Source organism: Streptomyces sp. NPDC041713, from assembly GCF_055591085.1.
The window spans coordinates 39,477-59,419 of the sequence record NZ_JBVIZY010000005.1 but is presented as its reverse complement, the minus strand read 5'-3'; the positions used below and the strand labels follow the sequence as shown (position 1 = coordinate 59,419).

At 71.3% G+C, this 19,943-nt stretch carries 17 protein-coding genes; 10 read left to right on the top strand and 7 right to left on the bottom strand.

The genetic code is table 11. The annotated features are described in order from the left end of the window. The first annotated feature begins 11 nt into the window (after nt 1–11). Complete coding sequence (locus tag ACZ6CV_RS16725; RefSeq protein WP_469251528.1) at nt 12–1,214, top strand: hypothetical protein; 1,203 nt, start codon at nt 12–14, stop codon at nt 1,212–1,214. After that, complete coding sequence (locus ACZ6CV_RS16720) at nt 1,214–2,554, top strand: hypothetical protein (protein WP_469252001.1); 1,341 nt, start codon at nt 1,214–1,216, stop codon at nt 2,552–2,554. Before ACZ6CV_RS16725 ends, ACZ6CV_RS16720 begins: the two co-directional genes overlap by 1 nt. Before the next feature lie 691 nt (nt 2,555–3,245). Here the strand turns inward: ACZ6CV_RS16720 and ACZ6CV_RS16715 are convergent. Further along, on the bottom strand, nt 3,246–4,145 hold the full coding sequence (locus ACZ6CV_RS16715; protein ID WP_469251527.1) for an alpha/beta hydrolase fold domain-containing protein: 900 nt from the start codon (nt 4,143–4,145) through the stop codon (nt 3,246–3,248). Nucleotides 4,146–4,353: 208 nt separating this feature from the next. After that, nucleotides 4,354–5,850, bottom strand: coding sequence for a peptide MFS transporter (locus ACZ6CV_RS16710; RefSeq protein ID WP_469251526.1), 1,497 nt, complete (start codon nt 5,848–5,850; stop codon nt 4,354–4,356). A 467-nt stretch (nt 5,851–6,317) separates the two neighbouring features. Here ACZ6CV_RS16710 and ACZ6CV_RS16705 point away from each other — a divergent pair, with 467 nt between their 5' ends. Beyond that, nucleotides 6,318–6,995, top strand: coding sequence for a response regulator transcription factor (locus ACZ6CV_RS16705; protein ID WP_150168682.1), 678 nt, complete (start codon nt 6,318–6,320; stop codon nt 6,993–6,995). 426 nt (nt 6,996–7,421) lie between these two features. Continuing rightward, nucleotides 7,422–8,702 carry an ATP-binding protein gene (locus ACZ6CV_RS16700; protein WP_469251525.1) on the top strand — a complete coding sequence of 427 codons (1,281 nt, stop codon included), beginning with the start codon at nt 7,422–7,424 and terminating at the stop codon, nt 8,700–8,702. Between the two features lie 19 nt (nt 8,703–8,721). Here the strand turns inward: ACZ6CV_RS16700 and ACZ6CV_RS16695 are convergent, their stop codons facing one another. After that, nucleotides 8,722–9,231, bottom strand: coding sequence for a GtrA family protein (locus ACZ6CV_RS16695; protein ID WP_469251524.1), 510 nt, complete (start codon nt 9,229–9,231; stop codon nt 8,722–8,724). A gap of 247 nt (nt 9,232–9,478) precedes the next feature. On the opposite strand from ACZ6CV_RS16695, the gene ACZ6CV_RS16690 reads away from it, so the two are divergent. The 3 genes from ACZ6CV_RS16690 to ACZ6CV_RS16680 are packed head-to-tail and all read left to right on the top strand — an operon-like array spanning nt 9,479 to nt 12,375. Then, on the top strand, nt 9,479–10,612 hold the full coding sequence (locus ACZ6CV_RS16690; RefSeq protein ID WP_469252000.1) for a 5-(carboxyamino)imidazole ribonucleotide synthase: 1,134 nt from the start codon (nt 9,479–9,481) through the stop codon (nt 10,610–10,612). Then, on the top strand, nt 10,609–11,142 hold the full coding sequence (gene purE, locus ACZ6CV_RS16685) for a 5-(carboxyamino)imidazole ribonucleotide mutase (protein ID WP_355807255.1): 534 nt from the start codon (nt 10,609–10,611) through the stop codon (nt 11,140–11,142). Before ACZ6CV_RS16690 ends, purE begins: the two co-directional genes overlap by 4 nt. Nucleotides 11,143–11,190: 48 nt before the next feature. Then, nucleotides 11,191–12,375: a dipeptidase gene (locus ACZ6CV_RS16680; RefSeq protein ID WP_469251523.1), complete on the top strand. Its 1,185-nt coding sequence runs from the start codon at nt 11,191–11,193 to the stop codon at nt 12,373–12,375. Between the two features lie 210 nt (nt 12,376–12,585). Here ACZ6CV_RS16680 and ACZ6CV_RS16675 read toward each other — a convergent pair whose 3' ends face one another. Beyond that, a complete protein-coding gene (locus ACZ6CV_RS16675) occupies nt 12,586–13,743 on the bottom strand; it encodes an acyl-CoA dehydrogenase family protein (RefSeq protein ID WP_355820182.1) in 1,158 nt (385 codons plus the stop codon). Nucleotides 13,744–13,918: 175 nt separating this feature from the next. Between ACZ6CV_RS16675 and ACZ6CV_RS16670 the strand changes: the two genes are divergently transcribed. Beyond that, nucleotides 13,919–15,262, top strand: coding sequence for a UDP-glucose dehydrogenase family protein (locus ACZ6CV_RS16670; protein ID WP_469251522.1), 1,344 nt, complete (start codon nt 13,919–13,921; stop codon nt 15,260–15,262). A gap of 118 nt (nt 15,263–15,380) precedes the next feature. On the opposite strand, the gene ACZ6CV_RS16665 is transcribed toward ACZ6CV_RS16670, so the two are convergent. Continuing rightward, entirely contained in the window at nt 15,381–15,908 is a 528-nt protein-coding gene (locus ACZ6CV_RS16665) for a CGNR zinc finger domain-containing protein (protein ID WP_469251521.1), read from the bottom strand. A gap of 92 nt (nt 15,909–16,000) precedes the next feature. Between ACZ6CV_RS16665 and ACZ6CV_RS16660 the strand changes: the two genes are divergently transcribed. Both ACZ6CV_RS16660 and ACZ6CV_RS16655 read left to right on the top strand, forming a co-directional pair. Next, entirely contained in the window at nt 16,001–16,399 is a 399-nt protein-coding gene (locus ACZ6CV_RS16660; protein WP_469251520.1) for a VOC family protein, read from the top strand. Nucleotides 16,400–16,479: 80 nt separating this feature from the next. Then, nucleotides 16,480–16,893, top strand: a complete 414-nt coding sequence (locus ACZ6CV_RS16655; protein WP_469251519.1) for a VOC family protein — start codon at nt 16,480–16,482, stop codon at nt 16,891–16,893. Nucleotides 16,894–16,976: 83 nt separating this feature from the next. Here ACZ6CV_RS16655 and ACZ6CV_RS16650 read toward each other — a convergent pair whose 3' ends face one another. Together ACZ6CV_RS16650 and ACZ6CV_RS16645 are read right to left on the bottom strand one after the other, a co-directional pair. Then, the gene (locus ACZ6CV_RS16650) at nt 16,977–18,311 is read right to left on the bottom strand and encodes a dipeptidase (RefSeq protein ID WP_469251518.1); all 1,335 of its coding nucleotides are present in this window, start codon (nt 18,309–18,311) and stop codon (nt 16,977–16,979) included. Nucleotides 18,312–18,523: 212 nt separating this feature from the next. Beyond that, nucleotides 18,524–19,864, bottom strand: coding sequence for an LCP family protein (locus ACZ6CV_RS16645; protein ID WP_469251517.1), 1,341 nt, complete (start codon nt 19,862–19,864; stop codon nt 18,524–18,526). Between the last annotated feature and the right edge of the window lie 79 nt (nt 19,865–19,943).

The window sequence follows — 19,943 nt, the reverse complement described above, 5'->3', positions numbered from 1 at the left end:
CGGCAGGCGCCGTGCTCGCCGTGTTGGCCGCGCTGGCCGTGCTCGGCTTCCTGCTGCTGCCGCAGACCCGGGCCGCGGCCGCCGACGACAAGCCCGCCGTGCGGCTCTCCGCGTCGCAGGCGGGCAAGGGCGGGTCCGTCACCGTCAAGGGCACGGGATGGCGGCCCGACGCCCTGCTGATGATGCTCGTCTGCGGCCAGGCCGAGCCCGACAAGGGCGTCGTCGGCGGCACCAACTCCTGCGCCAACTCCGAAGGCCGCGCGGTCACCACGGACAAGTCCGGCGCCTTCCGCAAGAAGCTCCCCGTGGCGGAGCCGCCCGCGCCCTGCCCGTGCGTGGTCCACGTCGCCACGGTGACGGGCGACACCCAACAGGTCGACGCGGTGCTGAAGGTAGCGGGCCACCCCGTGAAGGCGCTGCCCGAACAGGCCGGCGGCGGGCGGCTCTCCGTCCTGACGGACACCGGCCTCGAAGGCTCCAGCGGGGTCCTGACCTGGTTCGGCGCACCGGCGCAGCGCAAACTGGAGTTCACCGTCGGCAACGTCGGCTCGGCCCCCGTCAAGGACCCGGTCTTCCAAGTCGGCACCTCCCACGGCGTGTTCGCGCCGCAGTGGGAGGAGCAGCAGTGGCGCGGCACCATCGCGCCGGGCAAGAAGGCGCGGATCACGCTGCCGGTGGAGCTGTCGGCGGGCGCGCACGGCGACTACCTGGTCTCGCTGAAGTTCGGCGGGAAGGTCCTCGCCGAACAGCCGTGGGGCGTGGGCCGCCCGTGGGGCGTGACCGTCTTCTGGATCCTGCTCTGCGTCGTGGTGCCCGCGGCCGTCTTCCGCATCGGCATGGCGGTCGTCGACCGGCTCCGCCCGAACCGGCGCAGGTCCGCGCGGGCGGGCCGGCACCGCACGGGCCGCCTGGCCGAACTCGCCCGCCGGCTGCCGCAGTTGAGACTGCCGCAGGGGGCGCTCGCGGCGGACCGGCGGGCGGCGCACGCGGCGCCGACGACACGTACGCACGCTCTCGGGGGCACGGACGCGGATACGGGAACGGGGGCGGGCGGACCCACGTCGTCCGGTGCCGCCGGATCCGGTACGAGCGGCTCCGCCGCCGGTGGCCCGGCGACCCCGCTGCCCTGGTTCACCCCCGACACAGACCCCGGCGCACCCGCAGGCCGGCTCTCCGCACCGTCCGACAACAGTCCGACGAAAGGAACCACGTGATCACGCATCGACGGAGAGCGGGCGCGACCTCGGTCGCGCTCCTGCTGGGCGGCGCGGGCATCCTGCTGACCGCGGGCCCCGCACAGGCCGCCGAAGTGGCCTACAAGACGGAGTGCATACCTCCGTCGATCTCCGGTCTGCCGCCCGTGCACGGCACGACCAAGGTGGAGATCACCGCGCCCGCCACGGCGAAGGTCGGCGACGAGGTCGAGATCGTCTGGAAGACGACACAGGCCGCGTCCAACAACCCGGACGTGCTCGACCTCGACAAGGACACGGTGAAGCCGACCGGCACGCTGAAGGTGGCGGGCGGCCAGACCGGGGACGTCGCGATGGCGGGTGAGCGCACGAATCCGCCCATCAAGAAGAACAGCCCCATGCTCCTGTCGGACATGAAGGGCAAACTGAAGCTGACGGCGCCGGGCGAGGTGACGCTCACGCCGGACGCGTACGACATCAACGTCAGCAAGCCGATCTCGACGGACACGAAGTGCAAGCCCGAGGAGCAGGTGAAGGCGGGCGCGACGATCAAGGTGACGGACGGGGGCGGCGGCTCGACGGGTGGCGGCACGTCCGGTGGCGGGGCCTCCGGCGGCGGCACGTCGGGCGGCACGTCCGGTGGCGGGACCACGGGAGGGGGCACCTCGGGCGGCGGCACCTCCGGGGGCGGCACCACGGGGGGCGGGGACGGTCAGACCGACTTCCCGGGCAAGGAGGTGCAGACCCCCTACAAGTGCAAGACGCCCATCGGCGACAAGGAAGCCACGTCTCCGGTCCAGATCAACGCCAAGAAGGACGGCGGGAGTTACGGTCTCACGGTCCAGTTCAAGAAGGCCGTCATGGACAGCCCCGCCGACATCCCGGCGGACTCGGTGAAGCCGTCCATGGAGGTCGCGCTGGGCGGCGCGGACAAGGGCACGGTGCATGTGGAGGGCCCGACCAACAAGGAGCCCATCAAGTCCGGTGACCCGATGACGATTCCCGACCTGACCGGCACGTACAAGCCGGGCGCGGACGGCAAGTCGACGCTGTCGCCGGGTGTCCTGACGGTGAAGGCGCTGGGCACGACGACGACGTGTACGCCGACGAAGAGTGAGGTCTCCTTGGAGATCGACACGAAGGCCCAGCCGGGCGGGGCGTCCGGGGGTACGGCGACGGGGGGTTCTGCTGCGGGCGGCTCCGCCGCGGGTGGCGGTTCCGCCTCGGGCGGAGGCGGTCTCGCGGAGACGGGCGCGGAGCATGATGGCGCGTTGCGGGCGCTGGGTCTGGTGGCCGGCACGGTGATCCTTTTGGGCGGGGCGGTCTTCACGTTCCTGCCGAGGCGTGGCGGCTTGCGCTGAGGTTGTGCCTGCGCAGTTCCCCGCGCCCCTGAGGGGCGCGGGGGCTGCCTGTGGTGATGCGTCTGCGGCGCCGCGGTGGTTGCTCGCGCAGTTCCCCGCGCCCCTGAGGACACTTCGGCGAGGCCTTTCGTTCAAGCGAGGGCGTGGGGGCTGCCCGTGGTGGTGCGTCTGCGGCGCCGTGGGGGCTGTTCGCGCAGTTCCCCGCGCCCCTAAAGACCCCTCAGCGAGGCCCCCGCAAGGGGCGCGAGGAACTGCGCGAGCAACCAAAGACGAAACCCGCAGCCGACAACAAGGGGACGCCGGCAGACGCGAAGGGGCGCGGGGAACTGCGCGAGCAACCGAGGACGGCCCGCACTCGAAGGCGGACCGGCGGGGGCAGATGCTGAGGGGCGCGGGGAACTGCGCGAGCAACCCAGGGCGGCCCGCACTCGAAAACGGACGGGCGCGGGCAGATGCTGAGGGGCGCGGGGAACTGCGCGAGCAACCATGCACGGCCCGCACCCGAAATCGCACCGGCCGGGGCAGATGTTCAGGGGCGCGGGGAACTGCGCGAGCAACCATGCACGGCCCGCACTCGAAAGCGGACCGGCGGGGGCAGACGCTTAGGGGCGCGGGGAACTGCGCAGAGGACCCCCAGCCCACAGCGACCCGCGGGGAACTGCGCAAAGCCCCGCCAAAGCCCACCGCAGGGCTACCGCCTTCTGAGCCAGCTCAGGACCGACCCCGCCATCCCCCGCCCCTTGAGCAACGCACCCCCGTGCGCAGCCCCAGCCACCGTCCGAACGGTGACGTCACCCGGACCTGAACCCGAACCCGCCCCCGCCCCCCTCTCCGCCTCCGCCACCTCCACGGAATGAGCCACCGGCACAAAGTCCCCCACGGAGTGGACCAGCAACAACGGCGCGTCAGCCGACCCGGACGCCCCCACCCCAGACGCGTGGGACGCCACCCCCATGTCCTCCCACCTCCGCGCACACCCCGGCCCCGCCCCCAACAACCCCGGCACACACCCCGCAAGCCGCTCCGCGGCCCCCCGCAGCCTCCGCCGCTCCGATGACGCCCCGAGCCGCGCCCCGTCCCGCCACGCGCGGTACGGCGACGCCACGGGGGAGAAGGCCACGACCCCCCGCACCCGGTCCCGCCCGGCCCCGTACACCCCGGCCTGCAGCGCGAGGTGCCCGCCCGCCGACGAGCCGAGGACGAGCGGACGCCCACCGCCCTGGTGACGCCGTACCCACCGCAGCGCCGCCAGCACGTCGTCCCGCTGCGCGGGCCACACCGCGTCCGACGTCAGCCGGTAATCCGTGTCGTACACGGTGAACCCGCGCGCCGCGAACCACCGCGCCCACCCGCTCCAGTCCGTGTCCTGCGCCCAGTAACCGCCGTGCAGGATCACCAGCGCGGGCCCCTTCCGCCCGTACACGGTGATGTTCTGGCGCGGATGTCCCCCGTACCGGAAGACCTGACCGGGGGAGGGGGCGGAGGACGGCCCGGCAGCCGGCCGGGACGAGACCTCGGGGGTCGCCTCCGCCGCCGCGCTGGACGACAGGAGCGCCCCGCAGAGGGCCAAGGACAGCAACGTACGACGCATGGGCCAGATGCTCCACGCCACAGCCGCCCCGCACCCGCAGAAACGCTCCGCACCACCACCGCGAGTGGCCGAACGGCCCTCTGTTCGTATGCCGCCACGTACAAGCAACAGGCGCAACGGAGGCGTAACAGCGAAAAGGGCCGCCGCTCCGTCACCCGGAGCAGCGGCCCTTTCCACGGCGGAAGGCCTCACACGTGGTGGAAAACGGTCAGTTGACCGAGCCCATCAGTTCCTTGACCTTCTTGCGCGACGTCCAGATCCCGAAGCCCGCGACGACCGCGAGAATCGCCTCGACCGCGACCGCGCCCGAGTTGTTCAGATCGACCCCGAGCTGCGGAGACGTCAGCAGACCCGTCACCGAGTCGCCCGCGGTGACCGCGAGGAACCAGACACCCATCATCTGCGCGCTGTACTTCTCCGGCGCCATCTTCGTGGTGAGCGAGAGGCCGACCGGGGAGAGGCAGAGCTCGCCGACGGTCTGGATGAAGTAGATCGCCACGAGCCACATCGGGCTGACCCGGCCGCCGTTGTTGGCGGTGTCGATCAGCGGGATGAGGAAGACGGCGAAGGAGATGCCGATCAGCGTCAGGCTGGAGGCGAACTTGACGGCCGTGCTCGGCTCCTTGCCCCGCTTGTTCAGCCACAGCCAGGCCGAGGCGACCACGGGGGCCAGCGCCATGATGAAGATCGGGTTCAGCGACTGGTACCAGGAGGTCGGGAAGTCGAACCCGAGCAGGTTGTTCGTGGTCGAGCCCTTGCCGAAGATCGACAGGGTCGAGCCGTTCTGGTCGTAGATCATCCAGAAGACGGCGGCGACCACGAAGAACCAGATGTAGCCGGACAGCTTCGACTGCTCCAGCTGCGAGAGCTCCTTGTCGCGCTTCATGCGGGCGAGCACCGTGACCGGGATGACCAGGCCGGCGATGATCAGCGGCATCAGCGCCCAGTCGGCGAAGTTGCCGGTGACGCCCATCAGCGTGTAGAGCGCGGCGGCGACGATCAGCCAGATCAGGCCGGTGCGCAGCGCGGAGCGGCGCTGCTCGGGCGTCGCGGGCTGGGAGATCACGCTGCTCTGCTCGCTCAGGTGGCGCGAGCCGAGCATGAACTGGGCCAGACCGAGCGCCATGCCGACCGCGGCGAGCGCGAAGCCGAAGTGCCAGTTGACGTTCTCGCCGACCGTGCCGATGGACAGCGGGGCGAGGAAGGCACCGAGGTTGATGCCGATGTAGAAGAGCGTGAAGCCACCGTCACGGCGCGGGTCCTGCGGGCCCTTGTAGAGGTGGCCGACCATCACGGAGATGTTCGCCTTCAGCAGGCCGGAACCGATGGCGACGAGCGCCAGGCCGGCGAAGAAGGAGGCCGAGGTCGGCAGCGCGAGCGTGATGTGTCCGAGGATCACGACGGAGGCGCCGATGACGACCGTCTTGCGCGGACCCCAGAAGCGGTCCGCCATCCAGCCGCCGGGCATGGCGAGCAGGTAGACCATCGACATGTAGACGGAGTAGATCGCCGTCGCCGTCGTGGCGCTCATGCTCATGCCGCCGGGGGCGATCAGGTAGAGCGGGAGCAGGGCCTTCATGCCGTAGAAGCTGTAGCGCTCCCACATTTCGGTCATGAAGAGTGTGGCCAGTCCGCGGGGGTGGCCGAAGAAGGTCTTCTCGCTGCCAGGGGTACTGGCGGAGTCCTTCGTCAGGCTGGACGCCATGGTCGATCCTCGTGGGTTCGGGACGCGCGGCAGGAGCGTGAGCGCGCCCGGTGGGGGGCGGTCGGCACCGTTGTCGCGGCGTCCAACCCCACGCCCAGGGGAGATTCACCCCGGTCGAGGGGTGAGGGACGGCGACTCCGGGATCCACACCCTGGCGCATCCTCGCGCTCAGGGCCCGACCACAGGTCATTCCTTTCAAGGCTGGCCGGAGCCGGCCCGCACATAAAAGAGACCTAAGGCGCGCACAGCGGGCCAAAGGTCCTTGAGTAGTGCATCAGGCGTTGGGTCACCATACGACACGGCAGGGATGCATATGGAAGGACTTGAGACATGGATCACAGGTGTCGCTGCAACCAACGGCACACATTCCAAGGTGTTTCTCAGAATCGCATCCCAGGGACGCAGGCTCGCACCTCCACTGTGCGAGCAGCTCACGAGGGCTGTCCAGTGCGGACTACCATCACTCCATGACCCGTGTACTGCTCGCCGAGGACGACGCGTCCATCTCGGAGCCACTGGCTCGCGCCCTGCGCAGGGAGGGTTACGAGGTCGAAGTGCGTGAGGACGGCCCGACCGCCCTCGACGCCGGTCTGCAGGGCGGAGTCGATCTTGTCGTGCTCGATCTGGGGCTGCCCGGCATGGACGGCCTGGAGGTGGCCCGCCGGCTGCGCGCCGACGGGCTCACGGTGCCGATCCTCATCCTGACCGCGCGCGCCGACGAGGTGGACACCGTCGTCGGTCTGGACGCGGGCGCCGACGACTACGTGACCAAGCCGTTCCGCCTCGCCGAGCTGCTCGCCCGGGTCCGGGCGCTGCTGCGGCGCGGGGCGAGCGAGCCGAAGGAGGCGCCCGCCACGCACGGCGTACGGATCGACGTCGAGTCGCACCGCGCGTGGATGGGCGACGAGGAACTCCAGCTCACCGCCAAGGAGTTCGACCTCCTGCGGGTGCTCGTACGGGACGCGGGCCGGGTCGTCACCCGTGACCAGCTGATGCGCGAGGTCTGGGACACGACGTGGTGGTCGTCGACGAAGACGCTCGACATGCACATCTCCTGGCTCCGCAAAAAACTCGGCGACGACGCGGCGAACCCCCGGTACATCGCGACGGTACGGGGCGTAGGTTTCCGCTTCGAAAAAAGCTAACGGCACCCCCTCCGGGGGGCCGAGCCCCGGACGGCGCACGACTCCCCGCGCCTCTGGGGGGGGCGAGCCCCGTCAGGGGCGCGGGGAACTGCGCGAGCGAGCGGGGACGGCCCGCAGCCGCCGTTGAACCGCCGGAGGCAGACGCGTCTGCGGCCCGCCGACGGCTGAGCGCGCAGTTCCCCGCGCCCCTAAGGGACGCCTCGCGGCGGGGCGCGTAGTTCCTGCGGGGGCTGGGCCCCGTAGGGGGCGCGGGGAACTGCGCGAGCTAGCCGGGACGGCCCGCAGCCGCCGTTGAACCGCCGGAGGCAGACGCGTCTGCGGATTGTGGAGGGTTGGTCGCGCAGTTCCCCGCGCCCCTGAGGGACGCCTCGCGGCCCGGCACCGTTCCCCATGCCCCGGGAGGGGCGCACGCGAGAGACTGGCCCCATGCGCCGTCGCCTGATCAACAGCACCCTCGCCGTGGTCCTCGTCGTGATCGCCGTCTTCGGCGTGAGCCTCGTCATCGTCGAGACCAAGACGATCAGCAGCAGCGCCAAGGAGCGCGTGGACTCCGAGGCGCTGCGCCTCGCCAGCATCGTCGACAGCCGGCTGATCAGCGAGGAGAAGATCACCGGCGACATCCTGCGCGACCAGGTCGCCACCGATCGGTACGCCCGCATCGAGCTCCCGGGCCGCGCGCCCATCGAGATCGGCACCCGCCCCACCGGCGAGGTCATCAGCGTCACCCGCCCCGGCGAGCAGGGCGAGCAGGTCACCGTCCAGGAGCCGAAGGCCGCCGTCACCCGCGAGGTCGGCCGTACCCTCCTGATCATCGCCGCCGTGGCGCTGCTCGCCATCGTCGCCGCCGTACTCCTCGCGGTGCGCCAGGCCAACCGTCTCGCCTCCCCCCTCACCGACCTCGCCGAGACCGCGGAGCGCCTCGGCTCCGGCGACCCGCGCCCCCGCCACAAGCGGTACGGGGTGCCGGAGCTGGACCGGGTCGCCGATGTCCTGGACTCCTCCGCCGAGCGGATCGGCCGCATGCTGACCGCCGAGCGCCGGCTCGCCGCCGACGCCTCGCACCAACTGCGCACCCCGCTCACCGCGCTGTCCATGCGCCTCGAGGAGATCACCGTCACCGACGAGCTCGACACCGTGAAGGAGGAGGCCACGATCGCGCTGGCCCAGGTCGAGCGGCTGACCGACGTCGTGGAGCGGCTGCTCACCAACTCCCGTGACCCGCGCACCGGTTCGGCCGTCGCCTTCGACCTGGACGAGGTGGTCAAGCAGCAACTGGAGGAGTGGCGCCCGGCCTACCGCAGCGCGGGCCGCGCCATCGTCAGCTCGGGCAAGCGGCACCTGGAGGCGGTGGGCACGCCGGGCGCGGTGGCGCAGGTGCTCGCCGCGCTGATCGAGAACTCGCTGATGCACGGGGGCGGCACGGTCGCCCTGCGTACCCGCGTCACCGGCAACCAGGCGGTCATCGAGGTCACGGACGAGGGGCCGGGCGTTCCCGCCGACCTCGGCGCGCGGATCTTCGAGCGGACCATCAGCGGCCGCAACTCGACGGGAATCGGCCTCGCGGTGGCCCGGGATCTGGCCGAGGCGGACGGCGGCCGCCTGGAGATGCTGCAGACCAAGCCGCCGGTCTTCGGCCTCTTCCTGTCGCGTACGCCGCTCTCCCGGGGCGTCGACCCGGACGCACCGGAGGACCACACGGTGCGGTGAGCGAGGGCGAAGGGGCCGCTCAGCTCGCCCGTCGTACGACCGGCGGTTTCTCCGGCTCCTCCAGGAACGATTCCGCATGCGCGACGGTCTCGCGGGCGGGCAGCGCCTTGAAGACCCAGGTGCGGTAGGACCAGAAGCGGAAGAGCGTCGCGATGCCCATGCCGAGGAACTTGAAGAAGTTCGCCTGCAGCTTGCCGTCCCAGCCGAACCAGTACGTCGCGGCGTACAGCACGCCGTTCTCGATCACCAGGCCGACCACGCTGAACAGCAGGAACAGCGTGAGCTCCTTGGTGCGGCCGCTCTTGTCGCGGTCGCGGTACGTGAAGTAGCGGAACCCCACGTAGTTGAAGGCGATGGCGACCACCGTCGCGATCACGCTGGCCCGCACCACGTGCAGATCCGTCACGTGCCGCACGAGGTTGAAGACGCCGAAGTTCACCAGGGTCCCGACCGCCCCCACGGCCCCGAACTTGGCGATCTCGCGCTTGAGGCTGTTCAGCCGCACCCGCAGTGCGCCGCGTTCCGTCATGGTCGTCGCCCCAGCCCCCGTCGATGCGTACCGGTCGATGCGTCCCGGTCGTGTACGTGCCGACGGATTGGTGATTCGGTCGTGTCGACCCAGCCATGCTAACCAGCGGGCCTGCCCGGCGCGCGCGGGCGCCCGGACACTGTGGCACCGCTGTGACGCGGGGGTCACGGAGGGCACCGGATCCGGCCGATGTCCGGCGGCGGATACCGGCCGATACCCTGGGGGTGTGACGTTCCCGGTAGTCGGCATGGTCGGCGGCGGTCAGCTCGCCCGCATGACCCACGAGGCGGGCATCCCCCTCGGCCTGAAATTCAAGCTCCTCAGTGACACCCCGCAGGACTCCGCGGCCCAGGTCGTCGGCGAAGTCGTCATCGGCGACTATCGCGACCTGGACACGCTGCGTGACTTCGCGCGGGGCTGCGACGTGATCACCTTCGATCACGAACACGTACCCACCGAGCACCTCAGGGCCCTGGAGGCGGACGGCATCCCCGTCCGTCCGGGGCCCGACGCGTTGGTGCACGCCCAGGACAAGGGCGTGATGCGCGAGAAGCTCACGGAGATCGGCGTGCCCTGCCCGCGCCACCGGATCGTGGAGGACCCGGCCGACGTGGCCGCCTTCGCGGCCGAGGGCGCGGTGGACGGCGGCGACGGCTTCCCCGTGATCCTCAAGACGGTGCGGGGCGGCTACGACGGGAAGGGGGTGTGGTTCGTCCGTTCCGTCGAGGACGCCGAAGACCCCTTCCGGGCCGGTGTCCCGGTGCTCGCCGAGGAGAAGGTCGACTTCGTGCGCGAGCTCGCGGCGAACGTCGTCCGCTCCCCGCACGGCCAGGCCGTGGCCTACCCCGTCGTCGAGTCCCAGCAGGTCGACGGCGTCTGCGACACGGTCATCGCGCCCGCGCCCGGTCTCTCCGAGGCCCTGGCAGGCGAGGCGCAGGAGCTCGCGCTGCGCGTCGCCAAGGAGCTCGGCGTGGTCGGCCACCTCGCCGTCGAGCTCTTCGAGACGCACGACGGCCGCATCCTCGTCAACGAACTGGCGATGCGCCCGCACAACTCCGGCCACTGGACCCAGGACGGCGCGATCACCTCGCAGTTCGCCAACCACGTCCGCGCGGTGCTCGACCTGCCGCTGGGCGACCCGCGCCCGCGCGCCACCTGGACGGTGATGGCCAACGTCCTCGGCGGCGATTACCCCGACATGTACGCCGCGTACCTGCACTGCATGGCCCGCGACCCGCAGCTCAAGATCCACATGTACGGCAAGGACGTGAAGCCCGGCCGCAAGGTCGGTCACGTGAACACCTACGGCGACGATCTGGACGAGGTCCTCGACCGCGCCCGCCACGCAGCCGGCTACCTCCGAGGAACGATCACCGAATGACCTCCCCCGTTATTGGCATCGTCATGGGGTCCGACTCGGACTGGCCCGTCATGGAGGCGGCCGCGCAGGCGCTCGCCGAGTTCGAGATCCCCTTCGAGGTCGACGTCGTCTCCGCGCACCGCATGCCGCACGAGATGATCGCGTACGGCGAGCAGGCCGCGGACCGCGGCCTCAAGGCGATCATCGCGGGCGCGGGCGGCGCCGCCCACCTGCCCGGCATGCTGGCGTCGGTGACGCCGCTGCCGGTGATCGGCGTCCCCGTCCCGCTGAAGTACCTGGACGGCATGGACAGCCTGCTCTCCATCGTGCAGATGCCGGCGGGCGTCCCGGTGGCCACGGTCTCGGTGGGCGGCGCGCGCAACGCGGGCCTGCTCGCGGCCCGCATGCTCGCCGCGCACGATCCCGAACTCCTCGCCCGTATGCGGGAGTTCCAGCAGGAGCTGAACGACCAGGCGACGGAGAAGGGCAAGCGGCTGCGGACCAAGGTCGAGGGCGCGGGTTCCGGATTCGGCTTCGGTTCGGGAAAGTGATCGCATGGACTCCCGACTCGATCGCCTGAACGCTCCGGACGTGATCGCATGACGTCCCTCGACGAAGCACGCGCACTCCTCGCCGACTTCCCGGTCGTCGACGGCCACAACGACCTGCCGTGGGCGCTGCGCGAGAAGGCCGGTTACGACATCGGCCGCCTCGACATCGCCGCCGACCAGACCGGCAGCCTGCACACGGACATCGCCCGGCTGCGGGCGGGCGGCGTCGGCGCGCAGTTCTGGTCGGTGTACGTGCGCACCGACCTGACCGGCGACTCGGCGGTCAGCGCCACGCTCGAACAGATCGACTGCGTCGAGCAGTTGCTCAGCCGCTACCCGGCGGACCTGGCCCGCGCGCTGACCGCCGCGGACATGGAGCAGGCCCGCTCCGAGGGGCGCGTCGCCTCCCTGATGGGCGCCGAGGGCGGCCACTCCATCAACAACTCCCTCGCCACGCTGCGGGCGTTGCACACGCTGGGCGTCCGCTACATGACGCTCACGCACAACGACAACATCGCGTGGGCGGACTCGGCGACGGACGAGCCGGGCGTCGGCGGCCTCTCCGCCTTCGGCCACGAGGTCGTGCGCGAGATGAACCGCGTGGGCATGCTGGTGGACCTCTCGCACGTCGCGGCGACGACGATGCGGGCGGCGCTGGACACGTCAGTGGCCCCGGTGATCTTCTCCCACTCCTCCGCGCGCGCGGTCTGCGACCACCCGCGCAACATCCCGGACGACGTCCTGGAGCGGCTGCCCGCCAACGGCGGCGTGGCGATGGTGACCTTCGTACCGAAGTTCGTCCTGCAGGCGGCGGTCGACTGGACGGCGGCCGCCGACGAGAACATGCGGGCCAACGGCCTCCACCACCTCGACACCTCGGAGGCGGGCATGAAGGTCCACGCGGCCTTCGAGGAGTCGACGCCCCGCCCGATCGCCACCGCCGCCACGGTCGCCGACCACCTCGACCACATGCGCGAGGTGGCGGGCGTCGACCACATCGGCATCGGCGGCGACTACGACGGCACGGCGTTCACGCCGTCCGGCCTGGACGACGTCTCGGGCTACCCGAACCTGATCGCGGAACTCCTCGACCGAGGCTGGTCGAAACGGGACCTGTCGAAGCTGACATGGCAGAACGCGGTACGGGTGCTGGGCGCGGCAGAAGACGTGTCCCGCGACCTCCAGTCCCACAGGGGCCCGTCGATCGCGACGCTGGAGCAACTGGACGGCTGAGACGGGGCGCCCTGCAAGGGGCGCGGGGAACTGCGCCAGCAACCAGGAACAGACCCGCACCCGCGAGGGGGCCGCCGCAGGCAGACGCGTCCGCGGGCCCGCCGTGGCCGAGCGCGCAGTTCCCCGCGCCCCTTACGGGGCACGAAACGGTGCCCTCCCCCCTGAAGCCAGGGGAGAGGGCACCGTCTCGTACCGCTGAAGCGCCGTCGCCTACGGCAGGTTCCGTGCCATCACGATCCGCTGAACCTGATTCGTACCTTCATAAATCTGCGTGATCTTCGCGTCGCGCATCATGCGCTCCACCGGGTAGTCACGGGTGTAGCCGTAGCCGCCGAGGAGCTGGACCGCGTCCGTCGTGACCTCCATCGCCACGTCCGACGCGAAGCACTTGGCGGCCGCGCCCTGGAAGGTCAGGTCGCTGTCGCCGCGCTCCGACTTGGCCGCCGCCGCGTACGTCAGCTGGCGGGCCGCCTCGATCTTCATCGCCATGTCGGCGAGCATGAACTGGATGCCCTGGAAGTCGCCGATCGGCTTGCCGAACTGCTTGCGCTCCTTGACGTACCCCTTGGCATAGTCGAGGGCGCCCTGCGCGATGCCGAGGGCCTGCGCCGCGATGGTGATGCGGGTGTGGTCCAGGGTCTTCATCGCCGTGGCGAAGCCCGTGCCCTCCTCGCCGATCATGCGGTCGGCGGGGATGCGGACGTTGTCGAGGTAGACCTCGCGGGTGGGGGAGCCCTTGATGCCGAGCTTCTTCTCCGGGGCGCCGAAGGAGACGCCCTCGTCGCCCTTCTCGACGACGAAGGCGCTGATGCCCTTCGAGCGCTTCTCCGGGTCCGTCACGGCCATCACCGTGTAGTACTCGGAGACGCCCGCGTTGGTGATCCAGCGCTTGACGCCGTTGAGCACCCAGAAGTCGCCGTCGCGCACGGCCTTCGTCTTCATGCCGGCCGCGTCCGAACCGGCGTCCGGCTCGGAGAGGCAGTACGAGAACATGCCCTCGCCGCCCGCGAGCGCCGACATGTACTTCTTCTTCAGCTCCTCGGAGCCGGAGAGGATGACCGGCAGCGAACCGAGCTTGTTGACGGCCGGGATCAGCGAGGAGCTGGCACAGACGCGCGCCACCTCCTCGATCACGATGACCGTCGCGAGCGCGTCGGCACCGGCGCCGCCGTAGCTCTCCGGTACGTGGACCGCGTGCAGGTCGTTGGCGACGAGCGCGTCGTGCGCCTCCTGCGGGAAGCGGGCCTCCTCGTCCACCGCGGCGGCGAACGGCGCGATCTTCGCCTCGGCCAGCGAACGGATCGCGTCGCGGAGCATGTCGTGCTCCTCGGACGGGCGGTACAGGTCGAAATCAGCCGATCCGGCCAAGGTCTCTCACGCTCCAAGGACGCTAATTACCGTTAAGTAACCCAAATTTTAGTGGTGTGCCCCACGCAAGGGATACGTGAGCTTCGCGACAGCGGGAATCGTGCCCGGTGAGAGGCCGGGACACGCGGGACTATGCTCGTCTGCGCACTGACGCCACAGCCCTCTGGAGCACCGCATGGCCCTCAAGATCACCGTGATCGGCACCGGCTATCTCGGCGCCACGCACGCCGCGGCCATGGCCGAGCTCGGCTTCGAGGTGCTCGGGCTCGACGTCGTGCCCGAGAAGATCGACATGCTCACGCGGGGCGAGGTCCCCATGTACGAGCCCGGTCTGGAGGAGCTGCTCCGCAAGCACGTCGCGGGCTTCGAGGGCGCGAGCGGCCGGCTGCGCTTCACCATGGACTGGGCGGAGGCGGCGGACTTCGGCGACGTCCACTTCCTCTGCGTGAACACCCCGCAGAAGCACGGCGAGTACGCCTGCGACATGAGTTACGTCGACAGCGCCCTGGAGTCCCTCGCCAAGCACCTCACCAAGCCGGCCCTGGTCGTCGGCAAGTCCACCGTGCCGGTGGGCAGCGCGGACCGGCTCGCGGCGCGCCTCGCGGAGCTGGCCCCCGCGGGCGACCAGGTCGAGCTGGCCTGGAACCCGGAGTTCCTGCGGGAGGGCTTCGCCGTCAAGGACACGCTGCACCCCGACCGGATCGTCGTCGGCGTGCGCAGCGAGCGCGCGGAGGAGCTGCTGCGCGAGGTGTACGCGACGCCGGTCGCCGAAGGCTCCCCGTTCGTCGTCACGGACTTCCCGACGGCCGAGCTGGTGAAGACCTCCGCCAACTCCTTCCTCGCCACGAAGATCTCCTTCATCAACGCCATGGCCGAGGTGTGCGAGGCGGCGGGCGGTGACGTCGTGATGCTGGCGGAGGCCCTCGGGTACGACGACCGGATCGGCAAGAAGTTCCTGCGGGCCGGGATCGGCTTCGGCGGCGGCTGTCTGCCGAAGGACATCCGCGCGTTCATGGCGCGGGCCGGCGAACTCGGCGCCGACCAGGCCCTCACCTTCCTGCGCGAGATCGACTCCATCAACATGCGGCGGCGCGGCCAGATGGTCGAGATGGCGCGGGAGGCGCTGGGCGGCGGCTCGTTCCTCGGCAAGCGGGTCGCGGTGCTCGGCGCGACGTTCAAGCCGGACTCGGACGACGTACGGGACTCCCCGGCCCTGAACGTCGCCGGCCAGATCCACCTCCAGGGCGGCCAGGTCACGGTGTACGACCCCAAGGGCATGGCGAACGCCCGCCGCCTCTTCCCCACGCTCGGTTACGCGGACACGGCCCTGGACGCGGTCCGCGGCGCGGACGTCGTCCTGCACCTCACGGAGTGGCAGGAGTTCCGCGACCTGGACCCGACGGAACTGGCAGCGGCGGCGACCACCCCCTTGATCCTGGACGGCCGCAACGCCCTGAACCCGGCGAAGTGGCGCACAGCAGGCTGGACCTACCGAGCAATGGGCCGCCCCCAGGCGTAAGGACCGCCCAGCCGTAAGGGCGCCCAGGGGGCACCCCGTAGGGGCGCGAGGAACGGCGCGAGCAACCCCCACAACCCGCACCGAGAACGCACCGGACACCACCCCGAACCCAATCCGCTCAAGCCCGGCGCAGCCGATACGCCCGCATCTTGGCCCGCGCCCCACAAACCCCCATGTCACACCACCGCCCCCGCCCCGCGGGACTCCGGTCGTAGTACGCCCAGTGACAGTCCACCGCCTCACACGCCTTGAGGCGGAGCCACGTCCCGGCAACCAGCCCCTCCGCGACGGTGACCGCCACCCGCGCCGTCAGCGACGCGGAGTCAGAGTCGGAGTCGGAGGCGGCGAGCGACGCGGCGCCGGACGCGGCATCCACCCGTACCCGTACGGGCCCCGCCGCGAGAAGCTCGGTCAGCCCCCGCACGGGCCGGTGCGGCGGATGCCCGGCGTGCGCGAGACACGCCGCCCGCAGGGCCTCCCGCAGCTCCCGCGCCCCCCGCAGCGCCCCCACGTCACCCGGCGCGAGCCCGAACGCCCGCAGCCCTTCCTCCGTGTCCAGGGAATCCGCCCCCGTCTCCAGGTTCAGCGTGTTCACCAGGTCCTGGATCAGCGCGAGCCCTCCCGGCGCGGGCGCTCTGTCGTTCATGGTTGCGACGTTACCCCTTTGGCGGGAGTATGGAGTAACCGTTACCGGCTGAGCGCCCATAACCGGTAATCCTCCTGACGGAAGCAGGAACCATGCCCCTCGCCAGACTCGACGTCGTCGTCCTGGACTGCCCCGACCCCCTCGCCCTCGCCGAGTTCTACGCGTCCGTCATCGGCGGCACCCCGACCCCCGGCGACGAGGGCTGGTACGACCTGAAGTCCCACGAGGACCACGGAGGCCAAGGGAGCCAAGGGGGCGCAGCCCTGGCCTTCCAGGAGGCCCCCGGCTTCGTACCGCCGTCGTGGCCGTCCCCCGACGGCTCGCAACAGTTCCACCTGGACCTCACAGTGGATGACATGGACGGCATGGACGCCGTGGAGAAGGAGATCCTCGCGCTCGGCGCCACCGTCCTCGACGCCGCCGACCGCGACCGGTCCTGGCGGGTTTACGCGGACCCCGCCGGGCACCCGTTCTGCCTGTGCGCCTGTTGATCCCCTAGGGGCGACCCGAGGCCCGAAGTCCGACCCCTGGGCCCACGGTCGACGCCCCCCACCCGTCGAAGGAGCGAGACATGACCGAGGCCCACGCCCAGGACACCACCATCCCCTTCGCCACACTGCGCAACGTGGTCCTCGACTGCCCCGAGCCGCGCCGGCTCGCCGAGTTCTACGCGCAGATCATCGGCGGCACCATCGAGGACGACGGCGACTGGGTGGACCTCGTCCTGCCCGGCCGCGTCAAGGTGTCGTTCCAGCGGGTGACCGACCTGCGCCCGCCGGAGTGGCCCCGCTCCGACGCGAACGCCCAGCAGGTCCACCTGGACCTCGACGCGGGACGCACCATGGAGGAGATCGAGGCCGCCGAGAAGAAGGTGCTCGCCCTCGGCGCCCGGCCGCTGGACCTGGACGACGACGGCGGCAAGCGCGACTTCCGCGTGTACGCCGACCGGGCGGGCCACCCCTTCTGCCTCTGCAAGATCCCCTAGGGGACCCGGAGAAGAGGCGGCCACCCCGTCAGGACCGCCCGGCCCACCCCGACCACCCGGCCCCTCACGTCCGACCGGCCCGCTCAGCCGTCCAGACGCTCCATCCGCGCCGTGGACGGCGCCCGACGATCCCGCGTGGCCCGCGCCGTGAAGTCCGCGCCACGCAGGGCGCGTTGGACGTTGCCCCAGGTGAGCAGCGCCAACTCCGCGTCGGGCCAGCCGCGTTCGACGAGCTCGGCGATCAGCCGGGGGTAACTCGCCGTGTCGGCGAGCTCGTCGGGCCGCGCCTCGGTGGTGTCGTACGTCCCCGAGAGGCCGACGCACTCAGGCCCGGCGATCCGCCGCACGTGGTCCAGGTGGTCCGCCACCTCGCGCACCGAGGGTCCCGTGCGGTCCGCGGAGAGTGGCACCAGGCACAGCCCCTTGGCGGCGCCCACCGCCGCCAGCAGTTCGTCGGTGAGGTTCGCCGGGTGGTCGCGCAGGGCGCGCGCCCCGGAGCGGGTGAAGATCACCGGGGCCTTGGAGACCGCGAGGACCCGCCGCGCCGTCGCCTCGGACGCGCCGGACAGGTCCGCGAGGACCCCGAGCCGGTTCATCTCCCTGACGACCTCTTCGCCGAACGGGGTGAGCCCGCCCGGCCCCGCCCACGACGTGCCGGAGAGCGTCACCGCGCACAGGCCGAGGCTGTGCAGCGCGCGCAGTGCCCCCAGCGAGTCGCCGAGCGCGGCCCCGCAGGCCGGTCCGATCAGCGTGGCGATGCGGCCGCAGTTGCGCGCGTCGGCCGCCTCCGAGGAGTTGCGGGCGAGCCGCAGCCCCTCGGGGTGGGCGGCGATGAGGTGCCGTACGAAGTCGATCTGTTCGAGCGTCGCGCCGACGGGCCGGTCGGCACGGGGGCCTTCGGGCACGTGCACCGACAGGAACTGCGCGCCGACCCGTCCCGCGCGCAGCCGCGGCACGTCGCTCTCCAGGCCGCTGTCGCCCGTCTCGAAGTCGTGCCAGGACAGCTGGCGCAGCGCCCACGGCAGACCGCTGTAGCCGTCGGCGACGGGGTGGGCGGCGAGCAGCGCACGAGCCCGCTCGGCCGGGTCGACCGGATCGGCCCGCCCAGTCGAGTCAGTCGAGTCAGACGAATCAGACGAATGAGCCGCGTCCGCGGACCGGACCGGTCCGGGGCGGCCCGTCTCGGTCTCCCGGGCGGGCAGCGGCTCCCGTAGGGGGAGGGGTTCCCGTACGGGGAGCGGCTCCCGGGTGGGAAGCGGATGCCGCAGCGGCAGCGGATCCCGTACGGGTACGGGCTCGGTGGCCGGCTCGCGCAGGGTCCCGGTGTCGGGCGCGGGGATGGCTTCGGGCGGGACGGGGGGCGGGTCGAGCTCCCCCGCCTCGGCGGTGGTGGAGAGGTCCTCCTGCAGGTCTGCCATGGCGGGTGCTCCGGACGTCGGCGGGGGCGGCCAGTTCGCACCACCGTGACACGGAGCGGCCGCGGGTTCTCGGCGGGCGGAGCGTTCGGGGTAACCCCCGCCGACGGGCCCGCCGCACACGGAAGGGCCCCGCCGCACACGGAGGGGCCCCGCCGCACACGGAAGGGCCCCGCCGACGGATCGGCGGGGCCCTTCGGCGGTGGACGGCGGCCTCAGTTGCCCGCGACGGTCACCGCGTCGTCGTTGTTGAGCTCCTCGACCAGCTTCTTGACCTTGGCCTTGTCCCAGACGAGGTTGCCGCCGACGCTGCCCGAGATCGGGATGTTCATCGACTTGCCGTCGCCGCCGGTCACGCCCTTCATCGCCCAGAACATGGAGGCCACGTCGAACAGGCCCATGTCCTTGTCGACGACCAGGGTGTCCAGGCCCGCGCCCATGGTGGGGTAGAGCTTGAAGGGGTTCATGACCGTGCCGGGCGTCGCCGCCTGGTGGGCCAGGGCCGCGAGGAACTTCTGCTGGTTCTTCGTCCGGTCCAGGTCGCTGGAGAAGGCGTGCCGGGTGCGGACGAAGGCCAGGGCCTCCTGGCCGTTCAGCGTCTGCTTGCCCGCCTCGAAGTCGGCGCCGGACCACTTGTCCTTGAAGGCCTTGGGGATGTCCATCTCGACGCCGCCGACCGCGTCCACGATCTTGGCGAAGCCGCCGAAGCCGATCTCCGCGTAGTGGTCGATCTTCAGGCCGGTGTTGTACTCGACGGTCCGCACGAGGAGCTCGGGGCCGTCCTCCGCGTACGCGGCGTTGAGCTTCGTCTGGCGGCCCTGGTTCGGGTAGAGCTTGCCGGACTCGGCGCCCTTGAACGAGGGGATCGTGACGTTCGAGTCGCGGGGGAGCGAGATCATCGTGTTCCCGCCGTCGTCCGCGACGTGCAGGATCATCATCGAGTCCGTGCGCTTGCCCTCGGCCGAACCCGTGTGGAGCTTCTTCTTGTCCTCGTCGGTCATGCCCTCGCGGCTGTCGGAGCCCACGATCAGGTAGTTCGTACCGGCGCCGCCCTCGGGCCGCTCGATGACCTTGGAGAGGTCGACCTCGCGCTTGAGCTTGGAGTCGGCCCAGAAGTACGTGGAGACGGAGACCACGACCAGCACCGTGACCAGGGTGATCGCGCCCCACTTGAGCCGCTTGCGCCAGTTCGGCGCGGGGCGCGGGGCGCGCGTCGCCGAGGCGGGGCCGCCGCCGTTGCCGCCGCCGCCCTGGCCGTAGACCTGCCCCGTGTTGTAACCGCTGTCGTACGCGCTGTCGGGGTTCTGGCCGTACGAGCCCTGGCGCGGGGCGCGCGGCTCGAAGACGTCGTCCCGGGCGTCGCCGTACGGGCGGCCGTCGCCGTACCCGTCGTCGTACGCCGGCTGCTGCGGCACCCCGCCCGGCGGCGGACCGGCCGGACGGGACGCCGGGCCGCGCTGCACATGCCGCATCACGCGGGCGCCGTCGGGCTGGGAGTCCCCGCTGCCGCGGCCGTACCCCCGGCCGCCGCCCTGATCGTCAGGCCAATCGCTCATGTGGCCCAGTGTGCCGTCTCGGACCCCGCGCCTTACAGGGCGGTCGGGAATTCGACGCAGTGCTGTAGCAGAGCTGATG

Bases quoted from the DNA above. Each gene is read 5' to 3' on its own strand.
- ACZ6CV_RS16670 (WP_469251522.1), top strand. From the start codon at position 13,919: ATGGCCCTCAAGATCACCGTGATCGGCACCGGCTATCTCGGCGCCACG.
- ACZ6CV_RS16690 (WP_469252000.1), top strand. From the start codon at position 9,479: ATGGTCGGCGGCGGTCAGCTCGCCCGCATGACCCACGAGGCGGGCATC.
- ACZ6CV_RS16650 (WP_469251518.1), bottom strand. From the start codon at position 18,311: ATGGCAGACCTGCAGGAGGACCTCTCCACCACCGCCGAGGCGGGGGAG.
- ACZ6CV_RS16645 (WP_469251517.1), bottom strand. From the start codon at position 19,864: ATGAGCGATTGGCCTGACGATCAGGGCGGCGGCCGGGGGTACGGCCGC.
- ACZ6CV_RS16695 (WP_469251524.1), bottom strand. From the start codon at position 9,231: ATGACGGAACGCGGCGCACTGCGGGTGCGGCTGAACAGCCTCAAGCGC.
- ACZ6CV_RS16715 (WP_469251527.1), bottom strand. From the start codon at position 4,145: ATGCGTCGTACGTTGCTGTCCTTGGCCCTCTGCGGGGCGCTCCTGTCG.
- ACZ6CV_RS16665 (WP_469251521.1), bottom strand. From the start codon at position 15,908: ATGAACGACAGAGCGCCCGCGCCGGGAGGGCTCGCGCTGATCCAGGAC.
- ACZ6CV_RS16680 (WP_469251523.1), top strand. From the start codon at position 11,191: ATGACGTCCCTCGACGAAGCACGCGCACTCCTCGCCGACTTCCCGGTC.
- ACZ6CV_RS16710 (WP_469251526.1), bottom strand. From the start codon at position 5,850: ATGGCGTCCAGCCTGACGAAGGACTCCGCCAGTACCCCTGGCAGCGAG.
- ACZ6CV_RS16705 (WP_150168682.1), top strand. From the start codon at position 6,318: ATGACCCGTGTACTGCTCGCCGAGGACGACGCGTCCATCTCGGAGCCA.
- ACZ6CV_RS16660 (WP_469251520.1), top strand. From the start codon at position 16,001: ATGCCCCTCGCCAGACTCGACGTCGTCGTCCTGGACTGCCCCGACCCC.
- ACZ6CV_RS16655 (WP_469251519.1), top strand. From the start codon at position 16,480: ATGACCGAGGCCCACGCCCAGGACACCACCATCCCCTTCGCCACACTG.
- ACZ6CV_RS16700 (WP_469251525.1), top strand. From the start codon at position 7,422: ATGCGCCGTCGCCTGATCAACAGCACCCTCGCCGTGGTCCTCGTCGTG.
- purE (WP_355807255.1), top strand. From the start codon at position 10,609: ATGACCTCCCCCGTTATTGGCATCGTCATGGGGTCCGACTCGGACTGG.